Origin of the sequence: Pseudonocardia oceani, from assembly GCF_019263585.2 — a bacterium.
GTDB classification, from domain to species: domain Bacteria; phylum Actinomycetota; class Actinomycetes; order Mycobacteriales; family Pseudonocardiaceae; genus Pseudonocardia; species Pseudonocardia oceani.
The window spans coordinates 331,299-355,035 of the sequence record NZ_JADQDF010000001.1 but is presented as its reverse complement, the minus strand read 5'-3'; the positions used below and the strand labels follow the sequence as shown (position 1 = coordinate 355,035).

Annotated in this window: 23 protein-coding genes; 18 read left to right on the top strand and 5 right to left on the bottom strand. The window is 72.6% G+C overall.

Going from position 1 to position 23,737, the window contains the following annotated elements; genetic code table 11:
* The first annotated feature begins 2 nt into the window (after positions 1–2).
* The 18 genes from I4I82_RS01695 (at position 3) to I4I82_RS01610 (ending at position 19,007) form a co-directional block, all read left to right on the top strand.
* The gene (locus tag I4I82_RS01695) at positions 3–1,376 is read left to right on the top strand and encodes a phenylacetate--CoA ligase family protein (protein WP_218588695.1); all 1,374 of its coding nucleotides are present in this window, start codon (positions 3–5) and stop codon (positions 1,374–1,376) included.
* Positions 1,373–1,618: a hypothetical protein gene (locus tag I4I82_RS01690; RefSeq protein WP_218588696.1), complete on the top strand. Its 246-nt coding sequence runs from the start codon at positions 1,373–1,375 to the stop codon at positions 1,616–1,618. Before I4I82_RS01695 ends, I4I82_RS01690 begins: the two co-directional genes overlap by 4 nt.
* A 25-nt stretch (positions 1,619–1,643) precedes the next feature.
* Complete coding sequence (locus I4I82_RS01685) at positions 1,644–2,696, top strand: amidohydrolase family protein (RefSeq protein ID WP_218588697.1); 1,053 nt, start codon at positions 1,644–1,646, stop codon at positions 2,694–2,696.
* A complete protein-coding gene (locus I4I82_RS01680; RefSeq protein WP_218588698.1) occupies positions 2,669–3,760 on the top strand; it encodes a DODA-type extradiol aromatic ring-opening family dioxygenase in 1,092 nt (363 codons plus the stop codon). Before I4I82_RS01685 ends, I4I82_RS01680 begins: the two co-directional genes overlap by 28 nt.
* The gene (locus I4I82_RS01675) at positions 3,757–4,614 is read left to right on the top strand and encodes an alpha/beta fold hydrolase (RefSeq protein WP_218588699.1); all 858 of its coding nucleotides are present in this window, start codon (positions 3,757–3,759) and stop codon (positions 4,612–4,614) included. The genes I4I82_RS01680 and I4I82_RS01675 overlap by 4 nt, the downstream gene beginning before the upstream one ends.
* Positions 4,611–5,894: an aromatic ring-hydroxylating oxygenase subunit alpha gene (locus I4I82_RS01670; RefSeq protein ID WP_226369823.1), complete on the top strand. Its 1,284-nt coding sequence runs from the start codon at positions 4,611–4,613 to the stop codon at positions 5,892–5,894. The genes I4I82_RS01675 and I4I82_RS01670 overlap by 4 nt, the downstream gene beginning before the upstream one ends.
* Entirely contained in the window at positions 5,891–6,406 is a 516-nt protein-coding gene (locus I4I82_RS01665) for an aromatic-ring-hydroxylating dioxygenase subunit beta (protein WP_226369822.1), read from the top strand. Before I4I82_RS01670 ends, I4I82_RS01665 begins: the two co-directional genes overlap by 4 nt.
* Positions 6,403–7,179: an SDR family NAD(P)-dependent oxidoreductase gene (locus tag I4I82_RS01660; protein ID WP_218588700.1), complete on the top strand. Its 777-nt coding sequence runs from the start codon at positions 6,403–6,405 to the stop codon at positions 7,177–7,179. The genes I4I82_RS01665 and I4I82_RS01660 overlap by 4 nt, the downstream gene beginning before the upstream one ends.
* A gap of 86 nt (positions 7,180–7,265) precedes the next feature.
* Complete coding sequence (locus I4I82_RS01655; RefSeq protein WP_218588701.1) at positions 7,266–11,336, top strand: AAA family ATPase; 4,071 nt, start codon at positions 7,266–7,268, stop codon at positions 11,334–11,336.
* Positions 11,314–11,934: a response regulator transcription factor gene (locus I4I82_RS01650; RefSeq protein WP_218588702.1), complete on the top strand. Its 621-nt coding sequence runs from the start codon at positions 11,314–11,316 to the stop codon at positions 11,932–11,934. The genes I4I82_RS01655 and I4I82_RS01650 overlap by 23 nt, the downstream gene beginning before the upstream one ends.
* A gap of 111 nt (positions 11,935–12,045) precedes the next feature.
* Positions 12,046–13,419 carry an aromatic ring-hydroxylating oxygenase subunit alpha gene (locus I4I82_RS01645; RefSeq protein WP_218588703.1) on the top strand — a complete coding sequence of 458 codons (1,374 nt, stop codon included), beginning with the start codon at positions 12,046–12,048 and terminating at the stop codon, positions 13,417–13,419.
* A gap of 30 nt (positions 13,420–13,449) precedes the next feature.
* Entirely contained in the window at positions 13,450–14,010 is a 561-nt protein-coding gene (locus tag I4I82_RS01640; RefSeq protein WP_218588704.1) for an aromatic-ring-hydroxylating dioxygenase subunit beta, read from the top strand.
* Positions 14,011–14,059: 49 nt separating this feature from the next.
* A complete protein-coding gene (hcaB, locus tag I4I82_RS01635) occupies positions 14,060–14,884 on the top strand; it encodes a 3-(cis-5,6-dihydroxycyclohexa-1,3-dien-1-yl)propanoate dehydrogenase (protein ID WP_218588705.1) in 825 nt (274 codons plus the stop codon).
* 74 nt (positions 14,885–14,958) lie between these two features.
* A complete protein-coding gene (locus I4I82_RS01630; protein ID WP_218588706.1) occupies positions 14,959–15,873 on the top strand; it encodes a VOC family protein in 915 nt (304 codons plus the stop codon).
* A 7-nt stretch (positions 15,874–15,880) separates the two neighbouring features.
* Complete coding sequence (locus I4I82_RS01625) at positions 15,881–17,155, top strand: aromatic ring-hydroxylating oxygenase subunit alpha (protein ID WP_218588707.1); 1,275 nt, start codon at positions 15,881–15,883, stop codon at positions 17,153–17,155.
* A complete protein-coding gene (locus tag I4I82_RS01620) occupies positions 17,152–17,649 on the top strand; it encodes an aromatic-ring-hydroxylating dioxygenase subunit beta (protein WP_218588708.1) in 498 nt (165 codons plus the stop codon). Before I4I82_RS01625 ends, I4I82_RS01620 begins: the two co-directional genes overlap by 4 nt.
* A complete protein-coding gene (locus tag I4I82_RS01615; RefSeq protein WP_218588709.1) occupies positions 17,649–17,888 on the top strand; it encodes a hypothetical protein in 240 nt (79 codons plus the stop codon). Before I4I82_RS01620 ends, I4I82_RS01615 begins: the two co-directional genes overlap by 1 nt.
* A gap of 12 nt (positions 17,889–17,900) precedes the next feature.
* A complete protein-coding gene (locus I4I82_RS01610; RefSeq protein WP_218588710.1) occupies positions 17,901–19,007 on the top strand; it encodes a zinc-dependent alcohol dehydrogenase in 1,107 nt (368 codons plus the stop codon).
* A gap of 30 nt (positions 19,008–19,037) precedes the next feature.
* On the opposite strand, the gene I4I82_RS01605 is transcribed toward I4I82_RS01610, so the two are convergent.
* The 5 genes from I4I82_RS01605 to hpaB all read right to left on the bottom strand — a co-directional run bounded on the left by I4I82_RS01605 (position 19,038) and on the right by hpaB (position 23,726).
* Positions 19,038–20,282, bottom strand: coding sequence for an NAD(P)/FAD-dependent oxidoreductase (locus I4I82_RS01605; protein WP_218588711.1), 1,245 nt, complete (start codon positions 20,280–20,282; stop codon positions 19,038–19,040).
* Positions 20,279–20,638, bottom strand: coding sequence for a bifunctional 3-phenylpropionate/cinnamic acid dioxygenase ferredoxin subunit (locus I4I82_RS01600; protein ID WP_218588712.1), 360 nt, complete (start codon positions 20,636–20,638; stop codon positions 20,279–20,281). Before I4I82_RS01600 ends, I4I82_RS01605 begins: the two co-directional genes overlap by 4 nt.
* Before the next feature lie 25 nt (positions 20,639–20,663).
* Positions 20,664–21,554, bottom strand: a complete 891-nt coding sequence (gene hsaD, locus I4I82_RS01595; protein WP_218588713.1) for a 4,5:9,10-diseco-3-hydroxy-5,9,17-trioxoandrosta-1(10),2-diene-4-oate hydrolase — start codon at positions 21,552–21,554, stop codon at positions 20,664–20,666.
* Between the two features lie 166 nt (positions 21,555–21,720).
* Positions 21,721–22,263, bottom strand: a complete 543-nt coding sequence (locus tag I4I82_RS01590; protein WP_218588714.1) for a flavin reductase family protein — start codon at positions 22,261–22,263, stop codon at positions 21,721–21,723.
* On the bottom strand, positions 22,260–23,726 hold the full coding sequence (hpaB, locus tag I4I82_RS01585) for a 4-hydroxyphenylacetate 3-monooxygenase, oxygenase component (RefSeq protein ID WP_218588715.1): 1,467 nt from the start codon (positions 23,724–23,726) through the stop codon (positions 22,260–22,262). The genes I4I82_RS01590 and hpaB overlap by 4 nt, the downstream gene beginning before the upstream one ends.
* Positions 23,727–23,737: the final 11 nt, after the last annotated feature.

The following is a 23,737-nucleotide window of genomic DNA, read 5'->3' as shown; positions in this document are numbered from 1 at the left end:
TCGTGACCACGATCGAGCAGTCCCGGCTCTGGAACGCGCCGACCCAGACCGCGTCGCGCGAGACGCTCGACGCGCTGCACCTGACGCGCATCCGCCACCTCGTCGGCTGGGCCTACGAGAACTCGCCGCTGCACCGGCGCATCTACGACGCGGCCGGCGTCAAGCCCGCCGACATCCGCACGTGGGACGACTACCACCACAAGCTGCCCTTCACCGACAAGCCCCACTACGTGGCCGACCAGGAGGCCAGCGCCGACGGGTTCGGTGGCATCGCCCGCGGGCCGGAGACCTGGCAGCAGTACTTCCACACCACCGGCACCACCGGCCGTTTCCTCAACGAGGCCTTCACCCACTACGAGCTGCACAAGGCGGGCTCGCAGTACTGCTACGGCCTGTGGGACCACGGCATCCGGCCGTCGGACTCGATGTACTTCTGTTTCGACTTCGGCATGTGGATCGGGCTCTGGAGCTTCTACTGGGGCGCCCGCAACCTCGGCCTGACGATCGTCTCCGGCGGCGGGGCCAGCGGTGTGGAGCGCGTCCGGCAGATCCTGGAGCGGCGCCCCACCATCGTCTGCGGCACGCCCACCTACCTGCTGCACCTCGCCGAGGTGGCCAGGCGCGAGGGCCTCGACGTCCGCGACGCCGGGGTGCGCATGCTCGCCGGCGGCGGCGAGGCCGGCTTCTCCATCCCCGCCACGCGCGACCAGCTGAAGCAGGCGTGGGGGGCCGAGCAGGTCTACGACGCCTACGGCGTGGGCGAGGCGCTGTTCATCAGCCAGTCCTGCCACGAGTGGGCCGGCGGGGTGCACGTGATCGAGGACGTCTGCCACTCCTACGCCGTCGACCCGGCGTCCGGCGAGCCCGTCACCTCATCGGACGCGGTCGGCGAGCACGTGCTGACCAGCTACACCCATTTCGCGCAACCGTTCATCAAGTACCGCACCCACGACCTCGTCCGCATCGACGACGCGCCCGACCACGGCTGCGGATGGACGTGGAAGCACATGCCCGGCACCGTGCTCGGCCGCGCCGACTTCATGGTCACCATCCGCGGTGTCAACGTCTATCCCACGGCGGTGGAGAACCTGATCGGCGAGGTGACCGGCCTGTCCAACCACTACGAGCTGCACATCAGCCGGGTCGACGGGATGGACCGGATGCTGGTCAAGGTGGAGGCAGGGACACCGGGGGCCGACGCCGCGGAGCTCGGCCGATCCCTCGGCGGCCACCTCCGGGACAACCTCGGCGTCCGGTTGGAGACCGAGATCCTCGCGGCGGGCGCGCTGCCGCGGTACGAGCTGAAGACCAAGCGGATCTTCGACAGCCGGTCGGTGGACGAGCGGCCCACCGTGACGTTGGGAGACAACCTGTGACGACGGTACAGATCCCGGTGCAGGCGGCCCCGTCGGTGCTCGGGGGCCCGCCCGACCTGCAGCGCGAGCGGCTCGCGGCCCTGCGGGCGGGCCTGCTGTCCGAGCAGGCCGCCGCGGTCAGCCCGGCCGTCGGAAGGGCCCTGGAGATGGCCGACGCGTACCTGTTCCTCGCCCTGGGCTACCTGGGCCACACCGACGAGCTGTTCCCGGGGGAGTCGGCTCCCGAGGCGCCGCCGCCGTGACGACGACCCAGCTGTGGAGGTGTCGATGAGGTCCGTCCCGGCGCTGCCCGCCGGCACGATCGACGTCCACACGCACGCGATCGCGCCCGACCTGCCCGACCTGTCCGACCACCCCGGCCGGTGGCCCTCGACGGAGCGGATCGACGAAACCACCGCCCGCATCCTGCTCGACGGGCGCCCGTACCGGGAGGTCGACGACCGGTGCTGGTCGGCGGAGCGCCGCCTGGCCGACATGGACGCCGAGGGCGTGGCGGCGCAGCTCGTCTCGCCGATCCCCGTGACGCTGTGTCACGGGGAGCCTGCCGACGGGGCCGCCGTGCTGGCCGCCGCCCAGAACGAGTTCCTCGCGGAGCTGGTCGGGCGGGGCGGCGGGCGGCTGTTCGGCCTGGGCGCCGTCCCGCTGCAGGACCCGGCCCGGGCGACGGCCGAGTTGCTGCGCTGCGTCGGCGAGCTGGGGTTCCCCGGGGTGGAGATCGGCACCCGGGTCGGTGACGCCGAGCTGGCCGACCCGCGCTTCGACGAGTTCTTCGACTCCGCTGCCGAGCTGGGCGCCTTCGTCCTGGTGCACCCGGTCGACCAGACGCTCGACCCGCGGCTGGCGGCCCTGGGCATCGGGTTCGGCATCGGGATGCCGGGCGAGACCGCCGTCGCGGCGGCGGCCCTGCTCACCGGCCGCGAGCGGCGGCCCGGGATGCGGCTGTGCCTGGCCCACGCCGGTGGGGCGCTGCCGGCGGTGCTGCCCCGCCTCGACCGCGGGGAGCTGCTCGCGGGCCGCCCGGGCGAGCGCCCACCGACGGTGCGCGCCCGGGACATGTGGTGCGACTCGCTGGCCTACGACGCCGACAGCCTGCGGCTGGCGGTCACCCGGTTCGGGCCCGGGCACGTCGTGCTGGGCACCGACTACCCCTTCGCCGCTCGGGAGGCCCCGGCCGGGGCCGTCCTCGACGGCCTGGACGACGGCCTACGCAGATTGATCGGCCGTGACAACGCACTGGACATGATCGCCGCCCTCCACCCGGAGAGCGCGGTCCACGACAAGGGAGGCCCCTCGTGGGCGAGATCCTCGGCCTCGGCCTGACCCACTACCCGCCGCTCGCGGTCACAGACGAGCACATGGCCGACATCCTGCGGCTCACGCTCTCGGACCCCGACATCCCGGCCGAGCAGAAGGACCCGGCGAACTGGCCGGAGCGGATGCGCGCCGACTGGGGTGACGACGGGGGCACCGCGGCCGCGGCCCGGCACCGCGCCGAGCTGGTCGCGGGGATGGCGAGGTGCCGCGAGGCCCTCGACGCGTTCGCGCCCGACGTCGTCCTGGTCTGGGGGGACGACCAGTACGAGACCTTCCGCGAGGAGGTCGTGCCGTCGTTCTGCCTGATGGCCTACGAGGACATGGAGGTCCGGCCGCTGGAGCCCGCCGGGTCGCGCGGGGTACCCAACCCGTGGGGTCGGCCGGCCGACATGCCGATGCTGATGCGCGGTGCCCCCGACATCGGCCGGGAGGTCGCGGCGCACCTGCTCGACGCCGGGTTCGACATCGCCTACTCCTACCGCAAGCCCGACGGCGTGCCGTTCCCGCACGCGATGGCCAACACCCAGCTCTACCTGGACTACGACCACGCCGGCACCGAGTTCCCCTACCCCGTGCTGCCGATGGCGGTGAACTGCTACGGCCGGCACGTGATCGCCCGCAAGGGCGGCATCGCGAAGTTCGCCGACATCGCGACCGAGCGGCTGGACCCGCCCGGCCCCACCCCGGCGCGCTGCTACGCGCTCGGCGCGGCACTGGCCTCGGCCTTGCGCGACGGGCCGCACCGGGTGGCGCTGGTCGCGTCGTCGAGCTGGTCGCACGCCTTCCTCGTCGACGACAACTGGCACCTGCGTCCGGACACCGTCTCGGACCGCGCCCTGTACGAGTCCCTGGCGGCGGGCGACTACGAGGCCTGGCTCAAGACCAGCGCGGACGACATCGTGCGGTCGGGCCAGCAGGAGATGCTGCTGTGGTTCTGCCTGGCCGGGGCGATGGCGGAGCTGGGCCACAGGCCGACCTGGTCGACGTTCGTCGAGACCGAGGTCCTCAACTCCAACAAGTGCTTCGCGGTCTTCGAGGGGAACGCCGTCTCCGAGGGGAACAAGGCATGACCACCACCGCCGCGGCCACCGAGCTGGCCGAGAAGTTCGTCGACGTCGGCGGGATCCGCACCCGGTACCTGGAGGCCGGCGCCGGGGCACGCACCGTCGTGCTGCTGCACGGGTCCGGTCCGGGAGTGAGCGCGTGGGCGAACTGGCGGCTCACCATGCCGGCGTTGGCCCGGCAGTACCGGGTGCTGGCACCGGAGATGGTGGGCTACGGCGCCAGCCGCGGGCCCGCCGACATCCGTTACGGGGTCGCCACCTGGCTCGACCACATGATCGGTTTCCTGGACGCCCTCGACGTGCCCCGCGCGTCGTTCGTCGGCAACTCGATGGGGGGGCTGATCACGCTGCACATCGCGATCACGCAGCCGCAGCGGATCGACCGGATGGTGTTGATGGGCGCACCCGGGGTCGGGATGCGGCCCACCGAGGGCCTCGCCGCGGTGCGCAGCTACGAGCCGTCTCCGGAGAACATGCGCGAGCTGCTCACCACGCACTTCGCCTACGACCCCTCGATCATCGGTGACGACCTGGTGCAGGCCCGGTACCGGGCGAGCATCGAGGGCGACGCGCACGAGATCTACCGGACGATGTTCTTCGACCCCCGCCACTCGGGCAACGACCTGGCCCTGGAGGCGGACGCGGTGCGCACCGTCACCGCGCCGACGCTGCTCGTCCACGGCATGCACGACAAGGTCATCCCCGTGGACGTCAGCTGGACGATGGCCGGCCTCATCCCCGACGCCGACCTGCACGTGTTCGCCCGCTGCGGGCACTGGACCCAGATCGAGCGGGCGGACGAGTTCTCCCGCCTCGTCGCCGGCTTCCTCGCCGACCCCGCAACCGAAGGAGAGTCGTGACCGTCACCGATTCCGCCCCACCCGCCGTCGGCACCGGCGGCGGGCTCGTCGAGGAGGAGGGGCACCGGTTCCGGGTGCACCGCTCCAGCATGACCTCGCCCGAGATCCACGCCCTCGAGCTCGAGCGGGTCTTCGCCCACAGCTGGCTCTACGTCGGGCACGAGTCGGAGGTGCGCGAGCCCGGCGACTACGTCCGGCGTCCTGTCGGCGGCCGGCCCCTGTTCATGGTGCGGGCGGCCAAGTCCCGCGAGATCCGGGTGTTCCACAACACCTGCAGCCATCGCGGCGCCGTCGTGTGCCGCAAGGACTCCGGCAACGCCAAGGTCTTCCAGTGCTTCTACCACGCCTGGTCGTTCGACACCGAGGGCAAGCTGGTCGGCGTGCCGGGCCGCGACGCCTACGGCGAGGGGCTCGACTTCTCCGAGCTCGGGCTGCGCCCGGTCGCCCGGATGGCGAGCTACCGCGGTTTCGTCTTCGCCAGCTACGACCCGGACATCGTCGAGCTCGACGAGTACCTGGCCGGGGCGAAGGAGTACCTCGACCTCGCGGCCGACGGCCTCGGGAGCGCCGAGATCATCTCCGGCAGCAACCAGTACGCGATCGACGCCAACTGGAAGCTGCTGGTGGAGAACAGCATCGACGGCTACCACGCGGTCCCGACGCACGACACCTACTTCAAGTACCTCGTCGCCCTCGGCACCGATCTCTCGACCGGCGTGGACGGCGTCGGCCGGTCGCTCGGCAACGGGCACGCGGTGATCGACTACCACGCCCCATGGGGACGGCCGGTGGCCAAGTGGGAGCCGATGTTCGGCGAGGACGGCCGTGAGGAGATCGCGCGGCTGCGGGCCGACCTCGTGGAGCGCTTCGGCGAGGAGCGGGCCGCGCGGATGGCCGAGACCAACCGCAACCTGTTCGTCTACCCCAACCTGATCATCAACGACATCATGGCCGTCACGGTGCGGACGTTCATGCCGGTGTCGGCCGACCGCATGGAGGTCACGGCGTGGGAGCTCGCGCCGGCCGACGAGATGCCGCAGCTGCGGCAACGGCGCCTGGACAGCTTCCTCACCTTCCTCGGCCCGGGCGGCTTCGCGACGCCGGACGACATCGAGGCTCTCGAGTCCTGCCAGCAAGGCTTCCGCAGCGGCGGCATCGAGTGGAACGACATCTCCCGCGGGATGGCGCGCGACCCGCACGCCGACGACGAGGAGCAGATGCGGGCCTTCTGGCGCCGCTGGCACGAACAGGTGTCCGGCCGGGACGGGGTCGGCCGGTGACCGCCGACGCCGTGCTCGCCACCTCGAGGCTTGCCGGGATCGGGCGGGCCGAGGTCGAGGAGTTCCTCTACCGCGAGGCGGAGCTGCTCGACGACTGGGACCTCGACGAGTGGATCACGTTGTTCACCGAGGACGCCCGCTACTACGTGCCGTGCAACGACGCGCCGCACGGCGACGCGGCCCGTGACCTGATGCTGATCGACGACACGATGTTCCGGCTCCGGGCCAGGGTCGAGCGCCTCAACAGCCGCAAGGCCCACCGCGAGTACCCGCACTCCAACACCAGTCACCAGATCGCCAACGTCCGGCTCGGGGAGGTCGAGGGCGACGAGCTCACGGTCCGCGCCGAGTTCTCGGTCTGGCGGTTCCGCGCGGAGCGGGCGATGTGCTACGTCGGCCGCTACACCTACCGCCTGCGCGCCGTCGACGGTGAGCTGAGGATCGTGATGAAGCACTGCCTGCTGTCCAACACCACCCTGCGTCAGGTCTCCGACGTGGCGATCATCCTGTGACCGGCCCGCTGACGGGCCGGACGGCCGTCGTCACCGGCGGCGCCACCGGCATCGGGTTCGGGATCGCCCGCCGCCTGCTCGCCGACGGGGCCCGCGTCCTCATCGCCGGCCGCAGCGACGCCGAGGTGAAGGGCGGCGCCGAGGCGCTGCGCGCCGACGGGCTCGAGGTGGCGGTATTCGCCGGGGACCTCTCCGTGGCCGGGGAGGCGCAGCGGCTGCTCGACTCCGCCGTCGACGCGCTCGGCGGGATCGACATCCTGGTCAACAACGCCGGTGGCGGGGTCATCCGCCCGACCCTGGAACACACCGAGGAGACGTTGCGGGCCACGATCGACAACAACCTGTGGACGACCGTCCGGGTCACCTTGGCGGTCCTGCCGCACATGGTGGCCCGGGGCGGGGGCCGGATCGTCAACATCGGTGCGGAGTCGGTCCGCAACGGGCTGACCGACCACGCCGTCTACAACGCGGCCAAGGGCGGCGTGCACGCCATCGCCACCGGGCTCGCCCGCGAGTTCGCGAGCTCCGGGATCACCGTCAACGTGGTGGCGCCGTCCTACACGACGACCCCGGAGAACGCCGCGGCCCTCGCGGCGGGGAAGGTCGCCGAGCGGTTCCAGGTCGTGCTCGCCGACGCCGTCGCGATGATCCCGGCGGGCCGCCCCGCCGAGGTCGAGGAGGTCGCCGCCGCGGTCGCGTTCCTGGCCACCCCCGAGGCCGGCTTCGTCACCGGCCAGGTCATCAGTGTCAACGGCGGCAGCAGCATGGGCTGATCGGTCGGTGATCCCGCCGGGGCCGGCGGCGACGACGTCGGCCCGCGCTCCGCCATGGTCGACGCGTCCTCGGGAGGTTACCGTCCGTGCACGGTGCACAGATCGACCCGGGTGCCGTCCTGGACCCCGCCGGCGCAGCGGTGCGGCACGGTGCTGCGGCACGCCGCTCCGGCGCGGAGCCGGTCGTGCCGACCTCGGGCGGGGTGCCGACGGGAGCCTCCGGGACAGCGGTGTCCGTGCGCGGCGCCGCCGCCACCGGGTCGGGCACGCAGGAGGGCGGCCCCGTCCGGTTCGTCGAGCCCGGGCTGGTGGGCCGGCACGCGGAGCTCGGCCGCCTTCGCGGCTGTGTCACCGATGCGGGGATGGGCCGCGGTGCCGTCGTCGGGCTCTGCGGCCGGCCCGGGGCCGGGAAGAGCAGGGTGCTCGACGTGGTGGCCGCAGGTGCGACGGCTGCCGGGGTCACGGTGTTGCGCGGAACGCCTGCGGACCACGGCGCCCGGCGCCCCCTCGGCCTGTTCGGCAGCGCCCTCACCGAGCTGGCGGACCTCCTCGTGGCCCGCCCCGACGTCGTCGCCGACGTCGGCGCACGCCCGGGGGGGCTCGCGGCCCCGGTCGTCGCGCTCGTCCCGGAGATGGCGCGCGTCCTGGGGGACCGGGCCGAGCTCTCGTCTCCCGCCACCGAGGTCTCCGGAGCGTTGACCGCGATCGCGCGGATGCTCGTCGCGGTGTTCACCGCGACCCGCCCCGGCCTGCTGATCCTGGACGACTGCGAGACCGCCGACGAACTGAGCTGGCAGCTGCTCGCGGTGATCGCGCGGACGGTATGCGCCGGGGCCGGACACCTGACCGTCGTCTTCGCCTTCCGGCCGGAGGCCCAGGCCGCGGTCCGGTCCTGGGAGCTGCCCGAGATCGTGCAGGTCGAGCTCGGGCCGCTGGGGCCGGGCGAGGTGCGTGCGCTGGTCGTCGCCGCGGCCGGGCAGATACCCGACGAGGTCGGCGACTACATCGCCGGCCACTCGCTCGGTGTCCCGCTGTACGTGTTGTCCACGCTCCGGGCGTTGATCGACTCCGGGGTGCTCGTCGCGGTCGGCGGCCGGTGGACGGTCGACGAGGCGAGGCTGCGCGGGCTGCCGCCGGCATCGGCCGGTCCCGAACACGATCTCCGATCCGAGGCCTTCGTCGCCGCCCGGATGGCGCAGCTGGACCCGATCACGCGCACGGTGCTGGAGCAGGCCGCGGTCCTCGGGCAGCGCGTGCAGGTCGCCGTGCTGGCCTCGGCGCTCGGGTGGGGTACCGGGGACGTCGAGCGCGTGCTGGACGATGCCGCCGACCGCGGGTTCCTCCATCGGGCAGCGGGTGGACCCGCGGTCGTGGAGGTCGTCCACGACGGCTTCCGGGACGCCGTCCTGTCCTCCCTGGACGAGCCCGGCCGGCGGGCGGCGCACCGCCGAGCGGCCCGCGCGCTCATCGTGCAGGAGACCTCCGACGACCACGCGATCGCCCACCACCTGCACCGGGGCGGGGCGTCGACCCTGGCACTGCCGCACGCGCTGCGCGCGGGGGAGGCCGCGCTGCGCCGCCACGCACTCGACGTCGCCGAGACGTTCCTGACGATCGCCCGCACCGGCATCGACGCGGCCGACGGGGTGTCCGGCCGGGACCGGTTCCGGGTGCACGAGGGGATCGGCACACTGCACATGCTGCAGGGCGGCTACGACACCGCGGCGGAGCACCTGGACGCGGCGTACGGCGCCGCGCTCGGGCTGGACCCCGTCGACTGCGGCCGGGTGGCCATCGCGCGGGGCGAGCTGGCGTTCAAGAAGGGGACCTTGGGCGACGCGGACCTGTGGACCTCGCGCGCGGTGGCGGCACTGGGGCTGCGCCATCCGACGTCCGCCGCGGCCGCGGCGGGGTGGTCGGTGGTGGAACTGGCGAGGTGGGTCACGCTGCTCGTGGTCCAGATCGTGCGGCCCGCCCCGGTGTCCGACCGCGCCGCTCTGGCGGCCCGGCTCTACAACAGGCTGTCCTACCAGTCGTGGTTCACCAGCACCCCGGCGTGGAACGTCTGGTCGATGCTGCGGGCCCTGCGGTTCGCTCAGGCCGCCGGGAGCGTCCGCCAGCTGTCCCAGGCCTACTCGGGAAGCGCGGCGTGCCTGGCCGGGCTGGCGCCGGTGCTGGCGCCGGTCGCCCTGCGCCTGGTCGGGCGGTCGTTGCGGCTGCGCCGCGCCCTGGGCGACGAGTGGGGCGTCGCCCAGTCGCGGCACTTCCGCGGGTTCGTGCTGTACGCGGCGAGCCGGTTCGACGAGGCGAGCGCGGAGTTCGACGCGGCGGTCCGGGCCTTCGCCGTGCTCGGTGACCGGTGGGAGCAGATCGCCGCGACCTGGCAGCAGGCGCTGTGCCTGTACCGCCGTGGCCGGTTGCACGAGGCCGGCGCGCGGGCGCGGGAGGCGTTCTGGGAGAGCCGGGCGATCGGTGACCGGATCGGCGCCGGTACGGCTCTCGCGGTGTGGGTGCGGTGCCTGCCCGCGGAGGTCGGCTCCGATGTCCTCGCCCGCGAGCTGGACTGCATCGCGGACTCCGACGCCCACACCCGGGCACTGATCCGGGGGGCCATGGGGTGGCGGCAGCTGCACTTGGGCAACCCCGACGCCGCACTCGCGGAGTTCGCCGCGGTCGAACGGGAGCTGCGCCGCAGCGGGATCCGCAACCACTTCGTCGCACCGCTGCGGACCTGGCAGTTGCAGGCCCTGCGGCTGGCCACCGACGCCCGGCCGAGCTGGTCGGCGTCGCGACGACGGCGGGACCGCCGGGCGGCGCGCCGGTGCCTGGCCGCCGCGCTGCTCAGCGCGGCCGTGTACGGCGCCGAGCGGCCGGCCACCCTGCGGGAATGGGCGCTGCTCTCGCTGGCCCGCGGCCGGCTGCACCGTGGCCGGTTCCAGCTGTGGATCGCGACGCGCAGTGCTCGGCACCGGAACGCCGACGGTGACCTCACGGCCTGCGCCGCAGTGGCCGCCGAGGCGTTCGGGGCACCGCGGGCGGACGGGACGCGACCCCGGGACCCGGCGCCGGTGGACGGTGCGGCCCCGGTCGCGGGCCGGCCCGACGATCCGCGGCTGACCGTGGATCGAGGGCTGGTCGAGGACCGTGCCGTGCCGATGCTCCCCGGACTCGCCGAGATCAGCCGCCATCGCGCGGTCATCGCCGCGGCCCGGCGGCTGGCCCGTCTCGAGTCGGCCGAGGACATCCTGGCCGAGCTGCGCGACGCGGTCGCATCGGCCACGGCGGCCCTGGAGGTCCAGGTCCGGGCCGCGGCGGTCGACGTCGGCGAATCCGGGCCCGGCGCGGTGTCGGGCGCAGTCGAGCGCGTGGTCGTGCCGGTGACGATGCGCGGCCCCGCCGGGCACGTCGTCATCGCGACCTTCCCGTTCGGCGAGGCGGCCGCGCACGTGCAGGCCGTCGAGGTGCTGGCCGCGCTGTCCGGTGCGCTGCTGGACCGGCAGGCGCTGCGGTGGCGGGCCGCGGCGCAGATGGTGGAGGTCCAGGAGGCCGAGCGCGCTCGGATCGCCCGGGACCTGCACGACGACCTCGGGCATCTCTTCAGCGGGATCCTCGAGGGTCTCGGCGCTCTGGACCGGCGCGCGGGATCCCTCGAGCCGGCCGTGACGAGCCTGCGTGACATCGCCCGCGACGGGATCCGGGCGGTCCGCACCGTCGCCTGGTCCCTGCGGCCCGAGGGGCTGGACGATCTCGGCGTGATCGGCTGTGTCGAGCAGCTGGTCGAGGACTCCGAGCGGATGTTCCGGATTCCGATCGATCTCACGGTGCGCTGTGCGGACGGGGTGTTGTCGCCGCTCGCGGAGACCGCGCTGTTCCGGATCGTCCAGGAGGCCCTGACGAACGTGGGCCGGCACAGCGGGGCCGGCGAGGCCAGCGTGCTGGTGGTGAGGTCGGGGGACCGCGTCCGCGCGGTCGTGGAGGACAACGGCGGCGGGTTCGACCCCGCCGCGGCACGGGAGCGGCGTTCCCTCGGCCTGGCCGGGATGCGGGAGCGGGCCCGGCTCGTCGGGGGTCGGGTGGATGTGGTGTCGCACATCGGCGGCGGCACAACGGTGATGGCGGAGGTGCCGGTCGACGATGATCGGTGTGGTGGTTTGTGACGATCATGGAATTGTCCGGTCCGGGATCAGGCGGATCCTCGCCGGGACCGACGACATCAGGGTGCTCGGGGCGGCCTCGACCGGCGCCGAGCTGCTCGCGTTGGTGGCCGAGCACCGGCCCGACGTCGCGGTCGTGGACATCAGGCTGGCCGACGGCAGCGGCCTCGACCTGCTCGGTCCGGTCGCCCGGATCCGCCCGGACACCCGGGTGGTCATGCTGAGCATGTACGGGGCGCGCGGCTACGTCGAGAAGGCGCGGGCGCTCGGAGCCCGTGGCTACGTCACCAAGGAGTGCCTCGAGGACGAGCTCATCGGCGCCGTTCGACGGGTGATGGAGGATCCGGACTTCGTGTCGTTCCGACCGGTCGGGCAACGCAGCTCCGGCGCGCGCCGGGGGGCGACCGACGCGCTGTCCGCGCGCGAGGTCGAGGTGCTCGCGCTGCTGGCGTCGGGCATGACCAACGCCGAGATCGCGGACCAGCTGTTCCTGTCCAGCCGGACGGTGGAGAGCCATCGGGGCGCGCTGCAACGCAAGCTCGGGGTCCGCTCGCGGGCGGAGCTGGCCCGGGTCGCCCGCGATGTGGGGTTGACGGCGTGACCCGCGTGCGGCTGCCGTCGGGTCCGTAGTTTCACCGGATGTCCGCCGTCGGGTGATGCAGTTCACTTGCCGCTGAGTGCGAGAACGCCGCTGAGCAGCAGGAGGAGCTCCATGACCATCGAGACGGACCGGGTCGACCAGCTCGTCAACCTCGAACGGGGCGAGATCGACCGCAGGATCTTCAGCGATCCCGAGATCTTCGAGCGCGAGCTGACCACCATCTTCGCCCGCAGCTGGCTCTTCCTGTGCCACGAGAGCCAGATCAAGAAGAAGGGCGACTTCTTCGAGGCCCCGATGGGCCGCGACAACGTCCTGGTCGTGCGGCAGAAGGACGGCGGCATCAAGGGCCTGCTCAACACCTGCGCCCACCGCGGCAACGCGGTGTGCCGGGCCGAGGAGGGCAACGCCAAGAACTTCATGTGCACCTACCACGGCTGGACCTACGACCTGGCCGGCGACCTGATCGGTGTCCCCGGGCTCTCCGAGCTGTACCACGACGAGATGCCGGCCACCGGGCTGCGGGAGGTGGCGCAGCTGGAGTCCTACCGGGGCTTCGTGTTCGCCACGATGGACGCGACCGCGCCGCCGCTCGAGGAGTTCCTCGGCCGGACAGGACGGCTGGGGCTCGAGTTCATCGCCTCCCAGGGCGACATGGAGGCCGTTCCGGGGATCCAGAAGTTCATCATCCCCTGCAACTGGAAGTTCGCGGTCGACAACCTGTTCGACTGGTACCACCCGCAAATCACCCACCTCTCGGCGTTCCAGACCGGGCTGCTGCCCACGCCCCCGGACGGCACCGGCGCCCAGATGAAGACGGCGGGGGTGGTCGGCCCGGACGGGGCGGACCTGCAGCTGCCCGGCGGGGTGGTCTCCGGTGACGCCGGGGACCAGCTGGTGTTCATCGACGCGTTCGGGCACGCGATCGCCGGGCCCACCGTCGAGGCGATGGGCAACTTCGGCGGCATGATCGACCACTCGTGGCGGGACCGCCCGGACGTCGTGGAGCGGCTCGGCCCGGTGGCGCGGCGATCGGTCGGGCACGCCAACATCTTCCCGACCTGCTGGGTCACCCCGCCGTTCAACCAGATCTCGCTACGGATCCCGCGCGGGCCGATGGAGACCGAGATCTGGTGGTTCACCTTCGTCCACAAGGACGCCCCACCGGAGCAGCGGGCGATGGCCGTGCAGGGGGCGATCCACGCGTTCGGCCCCGCCGGCTTCCTCGAGCAGGAGGACGGCGAGAACTGGACCCAGAGCACGATGCAGACCCTCGGGGCCGAGAGCAAGCGGGTCCCACAGGTGCTCGCGATGAACCTGCGGCGCGGCAAGGTCGTCAACGACGAGGACGGCCTCGACCCGCCCTACATCGAGTGCAGCATCAACGAGCACGGCCAGTTGTGGACCTTCGCCGCCTGGCAGGAGTGGCTGCGCGGCACCGGCTGGGACGAGTTGCGCGAGCGGACGGCTCCGCCCGACGTTCTCTGACCGCCGACCACGAGGAGACAGGACACCACCATGACGATCGACCAGACCATCGCGACCGTCGACCGGACGGTCGACCAGGAACTGCTCACGGCCGCGCTGCGCCAGTTCGAGGTCGAGCGCTTCTACACCGGCGAGGCGGCTCTGCTCGATGGCCGCCGGTTCCCGGAGTGGGTGGCGTTGTTCAGCGACGACGTGCACTACTTCATGCCGATCCGGCGGACCCGGCTGCGCCGCGAGATCGACCAGGAGTTCACCCGCCCCGGAGAGATCGCCTTCTTCGACGAGAACAAGCAGATGCTCCAGGGGCGGGTCGCCAAGATCATGAGTGGCACCGCGTGGGCGGAGGACCCGCCGTCGCGCACCCGCCACATCGTGACGAACGTGCACGTCGTCGACGACCGCGGCGCCGAGCTGGACGTGCACACCAACTTCCTGCTCTACCGGACCCGGCTCAAGTCCGAGGAGACCACCTGGATCGGTTCGCGGCGCGACACCCTGCGCCGGCACGAGGGGTCCTTCCTGATCAGCCGCCGGCAGATCCTGCTCGAGCAGACGGTCCTGCTCTCGCAGAACCTCAGCAACTTCTTCTGACCGGTCGAACCCGACCGGCAGCGATCGTCACACAGGAGGCTCGACCGCCATGGGATGGCTCGACGGGAACGTTGCACTGGTGACCGGGGGCGGCTCCGGAATGGGCCGTGCCCTGGTGGAGAGGTTCGTCGCCGAGGGAGCGCGGGTCGGCGTGCTGGAGATCGATCCGGACAAGGCCAAGCAGCTCGCGGCCGACTTCGGTGACGCGGTGGGCGTGACCGTGGGGAGCGTGACGAGCTTCGAGGACAACGCCCGTGCGGTCGCCGACACGGTCGCCGCCTTCGGGCAGCTGGACACCTTCGTCGGCAACGCCGGGCTGTGGGACTTCGGGTCGAGCCTCGAGTCCCTGCCTGGCGAGGCGCTGGGGCAGGCGTTCGAGCAGCTGTTCGGCGTCAACGTCCTGGGCTACCTGCTCGGGGCCAAGGCCTCGATCGACGCGCTGCGCCGGACCCGCGGTTCCATGATCTTCACCGCGTCCAACGCCGCCTTCTACCCCGGCGGCGGCGGGCCGCTCTACACCGCGTCCAAGCACGCGGTCACCGGCCTGGTGCGGCAGCTGGCCTACGAGCTCGCCCCCGACATCCGGGTCAACGCGGTCGCGCCCGGTGGGATGCCCACCGACCTGCGCGGCCCCTCCGCGCTCGGGCTCCAGGACACGTCCTTCGGCTCCATGCCGGTCGACCAGCTGATGATCGCCATGTCACCGCTGGAGCAGCCGATCAGCGCGAGCGCCTACACCGCCACCTACGTGCTGCTGGCCTCGTCGGAGAACTCGCCGACGACGACCGGCTCGGTGCACAACTGCGACGGCGGCCTCGGGGTCCGCGGCCGCAAGGCCGACCAGGCCCTGATGGGGCAGCTGCTCGGCGGCTGACCCCGGTCCGATCGGCACCCGCTGAGCCGGTCACCACCACGTCGGCGCCCCGAAGGCGTCCGGAAGGAGCAACCATGAAGATCACCTCGCTCGGCTACGTCCGGCTGGAGTCGCCGGACGCCAAGGAATGGCAGACGTTCGGTCCCGAGGTGCTGGGGTTGGCCGTGTCCGACGACCCGCACGGAGCGCCGAACTCGGTGTCGCTGACCAACGACGACCGCCCCGGCCGGCTCGTGATCACCGAGGGGCCGCACAACCGGCTGGACCGCACGGGCTGGGAGGTGGCCGGCGCCGAGGAGCTCGAGGCGGCCGTCGCCGAGCTGGAGGCGGCCGGGGTGAGCGTCACGCGGGGCACCGCCGAGCAGTGCCGGGCCGCACGGGTCCGGGCGCTGGTCCGGTTCTCCGACCCGGCCGGGTTCACCCACGAGCTGTTCTACGGCCAGCTCGTGGTGCCCGCGTCGTTCCGGCCGGGCCGGGCGATGTCCGGCTTCGTGACCGACGGTCAGGGCCTGGGCCATGTCGTGCTGGTGGTTCCCGACATGGACGCCGCCCTGGACTTCTATCACCGGACACTCGGATTCAAGATCAGCGACGAGATCGACATGTTCGGCAACCGGGTCGTCTTCTTCCACGTCAACCCCCGGCACCACACCCTGGCGATCATGGCGGTCCCGGGGATGCGCGGACTGCACCACATCATGGTGCAGACGGCCTCGCTCGACGATGTCGGGATCGCGCACGACCTGTGCGCGGACCGCGGGATCCCGCTGGCGATGACGCTGGGCAGGCACACGAACGACCGGATGTTCAGTTTCTACGTCCGCTCGCCCAGCGGGTTCGAGATCGAGTACGGCTGGGGCGCGGAGACCGTCGACGACGACGGCTGGGTGGTCACCCACATGCAGAGCGCGAGCATCTGGGGCCACCGGCCGGGTGATGCACCGCCCCCGGGGTGCCTCGAGCCGGTGGCCGGTCCGGAAACCGGGTGAGTCGGCGATGATCGGGACGTCGAGCGACCAGGCGGTCGCGGTACCGGTGCATCCGCTGGTTGAGCTCGATCGGGTGCACCGGGAGGTCTACCTGGACGAGCAGGTCTACCAGCAGGAACTACGCCGGATCTTCGCGCGGACCTGGATCTACGTCGGGCACGAGAGCGAGGTCGCCCGGGCGGGGGACTACAAGTCCACGTTCATCGGCACCCAGCCGGTGATCCTCTCGCGGGACGAGGACGGCACACTGCACGTGCTGCTCAACCGGTGCACGCACCGGGCCGCGACGGTGTGCCAGGCCGCCGCCGGCAACTCCAGCTACTTCCGCTGCGAGTACCACGGATGGACCTTCCGCAACGACGGCCGGCTGGTCGCGCCGACGTTCAGCAGTGGCTACGACAAGGCGGACTTCGACCCCACCGACTTCGCCCTGGGGCGGGTGCCCCGGGTGGACAGTCACCGGGGGCTGGTGTTCGCCAGCCTGGCCGCCGAGGGCGAGTCGTTGCGCGAGCACCTCGGGCGGGCTGCCGAGTTCATCGACCTGGCGGTCGACCTGGCCCCGGCCGGGGAGATCCGGCTGGGTGCGGGCAGCCACAAGTACGCCTACGACGGCAACTGGAAGCTGCAGAGCGAGAACGGGGTGGACGGCTACCACCCCAACTTCGTGCACAGCGCGTTCCTGGAGACCAGCGGTCTGGGCGGGTCGATCTTCGGGCCGGGTTCGTCGGGCCGGGCCGGGGCGCTGGGTCGGGGCCACGGCATCCTGGACTTCCGTTCGGTGATGGCCCCGATGATCCGGGCGAAGCTGGAGACCCCGCCCGGGGCTGCGGCCTTGGCCCGGCTGGCGGAGCGGCTCGGGGAGGAGCGGGCCACCGAGGTCCTGCTGGCCAACGGCACGCAGGGCTTCAACCTCCTGGTCTTCCCCAACCTGCAGATCATCGGTTGCCAGATCCGGGTCATCCACCCGCGGCGGGTCGGCTACTCCGAGGTGGAGCTGTACCCCTACCTCCTGGACGGGGTGACCGAGGAGGAGAACAGCGCCCGGTTGCGGACGCACGAGGCGTTCTACGGCCCGTCCGGGGGCGGCGGCCCCGACGACGTCGAGATGTTCGACCGGGTCGGTGTCGGCCTCGCCGCCGAGGGGGTGGAGTGGCTGCCGTTCCTGCGCGGCCTGCGGCGGGAGGAGGTCGACGGCGAGGCCCGGTGGGGCCATGTCACCGACGAGCAGCCACAACGGGGGTTCTACCGCCGCTGGCTGGAGCTGATGGGGGACCGACCGTGACCGCGACCGTCACCGGCCTGACCCGGGCCGAGGCCGAGGACTTCGTGCACCACGAGGCGATGCTGCTCGACGAGGGCCGGCACGAGGAGTGGCTCGAGCTGTTCGCCGCCGACGGCGTCTTCTGGGTGCCGGCGAACGAAGCCGATCACGACCCCGACTCCCATGTCTCGATCATCTATGACGACCGGGCCAGGCTGGCCGACCGGGTGGCGCGGCTGGCGCTGGGCCGGGCCGTCCAGGAGAACCCGTCGCGCACGATGCACCTGGTCGGCAACGTGACTGTGCCCGAACCCGGTCCCGAGGCACCGCCGGGCACTGTCGAGGTGCGGGTCAACCTGGTCCTGTTCGAGTCGCACGGGACGCGCAACACCCAGCATGCCGCGCGTTGCCGCTACCTGCTGCGGCAGGAGGACGGGCACTGGCGGATCGTGCTGCGCAAGCTCGCCTTCCTCGACAACGACCAGTACTCGCCGAACCTGGCGTTCCTGTTCTGATGGACGACGCGACCGGGCCCACGCAGTGGCTGCTGCGCAACGAGTTCGCGGCCGTGCTCGTCGAGGTCGACGAGGTGGCGAACTCGCCCAGGTTGAAGATCACCGACGTGCGCACGGGTCGGGCCGGCTTCCTCGACCCGCTCAGCCTGGAGCGGCTGTCCCGGGCCCGGCCCTCGGACCTTGCGCCGATCGTGTCCCCGTCCATGAGCGAGCCGCTCGACGACCTCGACCGGCTCTGAGAGGAGTCCGAGATGGACCGCACGAGCTCGGCGGTGCTGGTGGAACCGCGACGCATCGAACTGCAGTCCTTCCCGCTGCCCGAGACCGGTCCCGACGACGGGCTGCTGCGGGTGCTGGGCACCGGGATCTGCGGCAGCGACTGGGCGCCCTACGCAGGCACCTGGATGACCGAGCTGCCGCCGCTGGTGCTCGGCCACGAGGTGGTCGGCGAGGTGGTGGCCATCGGCGCGCGGGCGGCGCACCGGTGGGGCGTCGCCGAGGGCGACCGGATCGTGCTGGAGGAGTCCATCCCCTGCCAGCACTGCCGGCTGTGCCGCACCGGTCGCAGCCACATGTGCGACCCCATGCACACCCCCGACGGCCTGCGCTACGGCCTCACGCCGAGCTCCCTGGCCCCGCACCTGTGGGGTGGTTTCGGGGAGTACGTCTACCTGCATCCGCGCTCGGTGGTGCACCGGATCTCCAAGGACGTCCCGGTCGAGGTCGCGCCGCTGTTCATCCCGATCTCCAACGGCATCCGCTGGATCGAGCGCGACGGCGGCTGCCGCATCGGGGACACCGTGGTCATCCTCGGCCCGGGGCAACACGGGTTGGGCTGCGTGATCGGCGCCGGGCTGGCCGGGGCCGGGACGACGATCGTGGTCGGCACCGCCCGCGACGACGCCCGGTTGGCGCTGGCCGCGTCCCTGGGCGCCGACCACGTCGTGCGGGCCGAGGACGGGCCGCTGGACGAGCAGATCGCGGCCCTGACCGGTGGGCAGATGGCCGACGTGGTCGTGGACGTCACCGCGGGCTCGTCGGGGGCGCTCGCCGAGGCGGTCTCGGTGGCGCGGGTGGGCGGCACCGTGATCGTGGCCGGTTCCCGGGAGATGGCGCCGGCCACCGGTTTCCGGCCGGACCTGCTGTTCTTCAAGGAGCTCACGGTCAAGGGCGTGTACGGCCACGACTACACCTCGGTGCGCCGCGCCATCGCGGTCATCGAGTCGGGGACGCTGCCCCTGGCGGGGCTCTGCACCCACACCTTCGGCCTCGGAGAGGTCGATCAGGCGCTGCGCACGCTCGGTGGCGAGGGCGACCCGACCGCGGTGCACATCACGGTCGTGCCACAGAGCAGCTGACCCCGTCGAGCGGGTCGTGCCGGCCGCGGTTCAGGTGGTCGCCGGCCGGGTCAGCAGGCTCGGCAGGTCGGCGTCCGGGTCGAGCAGCGCGTGCTCGTCGACGGTCACCGGGCCGCGGCCGAGCGCCCGCAGCACCGCCCGCAGCTCCCGCCGCCGGTTCACCGACACCGCGCCGACGACCCGCCCGTCACGAACCGTGATCCAGAGGGCGCCCTCGGCACTGTCCGGGTCCCCGCGTCGACGCACGACGCCGCCGGACCACGGCAGCCCGGCGATCTCGAAGCGATGTCCGTGCTGCTCCGACCAGGCCCAGGGGACGCGGTCGTAGGCCTCCGTGCCGCCGAGCACGGCCCGTGCGGCACCGGCCGCGTGCTGTTGGGCGTGCTGCCAGTGCTCTACCCGGAGCGTGCCGCCGAACGTGGCGCTCGGGAACCGGGCCACGTCACCGGCGGCGTACACGCCGGGATGCGACGTACGCCCTCGCTCGTCGACGAGCACCCCGTCCTGGACCCGGATCCCCGCGTCGGCGGCGAGGTCGGCGTTCGGGGCGGAGCCGACGGCGATCACGACGGTGTCGGCCGGCAGGACGGTCCCGTCCGCAAGCTCGACGGACTCGACCTGCCCGGCTCCCAGGATCGCCCGGATCGGCGACCGCTCGCGCACGTCGATGCCGCTCGCCCGGTGTCGGGCCAGCAGCCATGCGCCGGCCTCCGGGCCGAGGGCGGGCTGCACCGGCAGACCGGTACCCATCAGCAGGGTGACCTCGGCGCCCAGCCCGGCGAGCGTGGCGGCGACCTCCGAGCCGACGAAACCCTCGCCGACGACGACGGTGCGGCCGCCACGAGCGACGGCGTCCCGCAGCCGTTCGGCGTCCTCCAGGTCGCGTACGCCGAGCACCCCGGTCAGCGCCGCACCGGAGACCGGCAGCCGCCGTGGTCGCAGGCCGGTGCACAGCAGCACCCGCTCGGCGGCCGCAACGGTGCCGTCGACGAGCTCGACGCCGCGGCCGGGTACCAGCCGTGCGGCCGCCCGGCCCAGGACGACCTCGATGTCGTGCGCGGCGTAGAACTCGGGCGGGTGGACCTGCAGCGTCTCGCGGGCCGCACCGGCGGTCAGGTACGCCTTCGACAGCGGGGGGCGTTCGTAGGGAAGGTGCGGCTCACCGCCGATCAGCGTGACCCGGCCGGAGAAGCCCTGCTCGCGCAGGGTGCGCACGGCCGTAGCCCCGGCCAGCCCGGCCCCGACGACCGCGACGGACGCGACCCCGGTCCTCACGTCCCCGGCTCGCCGGCCCGGCCCGCGGGCGAGACGCCGACCAGCACGACGACCATGCCGTCGCGGACCTCCACCGCGTGCGTCCGCACCGGCAGGCTCGCCGGGAGACCGTCCGGTTCCCCGGTCCGCAGGTCGAACGCCGAGGCATGGAACGGGCACTCGACGTGACAGCCGTCGACATCGCCGTCGGCCAGGGAGGCCTGGGCGTGCGAACACGTGTCGTCGATCGCGTACAGCACGCCGTCGACGTTGAACACCGCGATCGGCGGGGTGATCTCGGCGACCCGGACCGCGCCCGGGGGAAGGTCGCCCGCGGGGCACAGCGTGACCGTCGGGGACGGTGCGGCGGCGTTCATCGAAGGACTCCCGGTAGCGGTCACGTCAGGGGCCGGTGAGGAACGACACCGTCAGGGCGTCGAACTCGGCCTGGTGTTCGAGCTGGGCCCAGTGCCCGCATCGGGGGAAGACGTGCAGCCGGGCATCGGGCATCCGCTTGAGCATGAAGAACGCGCCGTCGAGCGGCAGGACCCGGTCGTCGCGGCCCCAGGTGAGCAGGGTCTTGTGCGGGATGCGGTGCACATCGCGCCAGAGCTCCTCGGGCACGCCCGCGCCCCTGGCCCCGAACGTCCCGAACAGGCGGGTCACGTACTCCACGGCGTCCGGTGCGGTCGCGGCGGCGTAGCGCTGCTCCAGCACTCCCGGCGGAACGTTGCTCGAGTCGTAGGTCATCACATCGATGAGGTGCTGCATCTTCTCGATGCTGGGCCCCGGGGGTGCGTAGAAGCCGAACAGCACCTTGAGTCCCTCGGACGGGTCCGAGGAGAAGATGTTGAGGGTGCCGCCCGCCGGCCCCATGAGGATCAACCGGTCGACCCGGTCGGGGTAGTCCAGCGCCATGCGCAGCGAGGTGCCACCACCGAGCGAGTTGCCGACGAGGTGCACGCTGGGGATCTCCAGGGCGTCGAGCACGCCGCTGAGGATGTAGGCGTTGAAGGTCCACACGCCGTCCTGGACGATCGGCTTGTCGGAACGTCCGTAACCGGGCTGGTCGAGCACGATGACCCGGAAGTGCTCGGCGAGACCGGGGACGTTCTGGGAGAAGTTGCTCCACCCGGACGCGCCGGGACCGCCGCCGTGCAGCAGGACGAGCGGCGGGCGCGAGGCGGCCTCCGCGGTGCGCGCGCCGGTGTCGTGCAGGTGGATGCGGTGCTCGTCGACCTGCACGAAGCGTGAGGTGGACTCGGCGGTGATCTCCGCCAGTGTGCCGGTCATGGGTCGTCCTCCTGTGTCGTTGCGGGCAGTGTGGCCGCGTCGCGGCGGGCCGGCATCCGGGGGAACTACGGATTCGCCCCGATCACGCGTCGGTGGCGCACGGCGGCAGGGGCCGTGGGTGCGGTGCCGGGGACCGGGCTGGTCCGCGGGGTGGACGTGGGACTGCTCACCAGGGCGCGGAGAGCAGCCACTCGTGCACGGCGGTCGCGGAGGCGCGCTCTGCACCGGGTGCGGGGAGGTCGAGGAACGCGCCCCGGGCGTAGAGCAACGGGTCGCCCGGGTGCACCGCCAGCGCGTCGACCCGGCCGATGACGATCACGTGGTCTCCGCCGTCGCGGATGTCGTGCACGGCGCAGTCCAGGTGGGCGATCGCGCCCCGCAGGTGGGGGCCGTGGTGACCGGGGGCGTGCGCGACGCCGGCGAACCGGTCCCCGGGCCGGGCGAAGCCGCGGGCCACCGCAGCCTGGTCCGACGCCAGGATGCTGACGCCGAAACCGGGGGCCGCGGCCAGGGCCCGGTGCATCGACCGTTCACGGCCCAGGCAGGCGAGCACCAGGGGCGGGTCGAGCGAGAGCGAGCAGAACGCGCTCACCGTGGCGCCGACCGGTCCGTCGGCGGTGGTCGTCGTGATCACGGTGACGCCGGTGGCGAACCGGCCGAGCGCGCGGCGGAAGCGATCGGGGTCCACCACCCCGGTCGCCGGTGTCACGGCGCCGGGGTGTCCGGGTCGCCCGCCAGTGCGAGGGCGCGGTCGACGAGGCGGAAGCACTCGGACTTGTCGTAGGCCAGGTAGTTCGTGGCCAGCAGCCGCACCGGGTCGCCCGCGTAGTAGCGCTCGTACTGTGCGGCCCGCTGGCCGAACGCGTCGCCGCACAGGTCCCAGGCGAGCTTGTAGAGCCGGATCCGGTCGACCGCGGACAGGTCCGCGCCGCGGTAGTAGCGGGCGATGTCGTCGGCGACGGGGGAGGTGAAGTCCTCGGCCGACGGCATCATCAGCAGGCCGCCCGCGCCGAGGGTCTGCAGCACCTCGACCAGCTTGGGGTACTGCGTGGCCAGCAGCACGCGCAGCGTCTGCAGCGCGTCGAACCGGGGCCGGACGGTGCCGGCGTCGGTGGTCTCGTACTCGGCCTCGGACGCGACGATCAGGGCGTGCGCCTGCTCGACGGCGGCGATGCACTCGCCGAGCTTCTGCTGCACGTGCAGGAACCCGTCGATCTTGACCGACTGGCTGAGCTTCATGGCCAGCCCGGTGATGAACTGCAGCTTGACCAGGCCGCGGACGCCGGTCTGGTGCGCGGTGTGCTGGCGCAGGTTCGTCGCGGAGTAGAGCGCGTTGGCCAGCCCCACGTCGCCGTGCAGGAAGACGCGGTCCCACGGCACGAGCACGTCGTCGAACACGACGAGGCAGTCGGCCTCCTCGAAGTGCGAGGACAGCGGGTGGTCGAAGGGGTGCCGGGTGCCGTCGTCGAACGGGGTGCGGGAGATCAGCCGCAGGCCGGGGGCGTCGATCGGCACGGCGAAGCACGCGGCGTGCTTCTCGTCCCCGGGACGCAGGCCGGGCAGGCTGTAGACGAGCAGCTCGTCGGCCATCGGGGCGAGCGTCGCGAGCATCCGGGCGCCCCGGACGACCAGGCCCTCCTCGGACGTCGACACCACGCCCATGTGCAGGAACTGCTCCTGCTGCTCCGATGACCCCTTCGAGCGGTCGACCTGCGGGGTGATCAACGCGTGGGTGAGGAACAGGTCGTGGTCCCGGACGTGCTCGTGGTAGCGCCGGATGTTGTCCGCGAAGCGTGGCCCGAGCTCGGCGAACACGCCGGGTGACTCGGCGAAGGCCATCAGCGTGGTGTTGAGGAAGTCGGGTGAGCGTCCCATCAGGCCGAGGGTGGGTTCGGCCCAGGCGCGGAACGCCTCGCGCCGCGCGCGCAGGTCCGCGGGCGTGCGGCAGGGGAGGAACGCGCGGCCGACCCGCGAGCCGTCCGGACCCTCCCCGGTGAGCACCGGGGCGAGCTCGGGATCGTGCTGCAGGTCGTAGAGCCCGGCGATCTGCTCGATCGGCCGGCGCAGCGCGGGATGCGTGGTGACGTCCTCGACGCGCTTGCCCCGGAGCCACACCTCCCGGGGGTGTTTCTGCAGGTTCTCGACGTACTGCGCACCGGTGCGTACGGGCATCGTCGCCCCTC

Coding starts and splice junctions, on each gene's coding strand:
- I4I82_RS01610 (WP_218588710.1), top strand. CDS start 17,901: ATGGACCGCACGAGCTCGGCGGTGCTGGTGGAACCGCGACGCATCGAA.
- hsaD (WP_218588713.1), bottom strand. CDS start 21,554: ATGACCGGCACACTGGCGGAGATCACCGCCGAGTCCACCTCACGCTTC.
- I4I82_RS01625 (WP_218588707.1), top strand. CDS start 15,881: ATGATCGGGACGTCGAGCGACCAGGCGGTCGCGGTACCGGTGCATCCG.
- hcaB (WP_218588705.1), top strand. CDS start 14,060: ATGGGATGGCTCGACGGGAACGTTGCACTGGTGACCGGGGGCGGCTCC.
- I4I82_RS01630 (WP_218588706.1), top strand. CDS start 14,959: ATGAAGATCACCTCGCTCGGCTACGTCCGGCTGGAGTCGCCGGACGCC.
- I4I82_RS01600 (WP_218588712.1), bottom strand. CDS start 20,638: ATGAACGCCGCCGCACCGTCCCCGACGGTCACGCTGTGCCCCGCGGGC.
- I4I82_RS01650 (WP_218588702.1), top strand. CDS start 11,314: ATGATCGGTGTGGTGGTTTGTGACGATCATGGAATTGTCCGGTCCGGG.
- I4I82_RS01640 (WP_218588704.1), top strand. CDS start 13,450: ATGACGATCGACCAGACCATCGCGACCGTCGACCGGACGGTCGACCAG.
- I4I82_RS01615 (WP_218588709.1), top strand. CDS start 17,649: ATGGACGACGCGACCGGGCCCACGCAGTGGCTGCTGCGCAACGAGTTC.
- I4I82_RS01675 (WP_218588699.1), top strand. CDS start 3,757: ATGACCACCACCGCCGCGGCCACCGAGCTGGCCGAGAAGTTCGTCGAC.
- I4I82_RS01645 (WP_218588703.1), top strand. CDS start 12,046: ATGACCATCGAGACGGACCGGGTCGACCAGCTCGTCAACCTCGAACGG.
- I4I82_RS01685 (WP_218588697.1), top strand. CDS start 1,644: ATGAGGTCCGTCCCGGCGCTGCCCGCCGGCACGATCGACGTCCACACG.
- hpaB (WP_218588715.1), bottom strand. CDS start 23,726: ATGCCCGTACGCACCGGTGCGCAGTACGTCGAGAACCTGCAGAAACAC.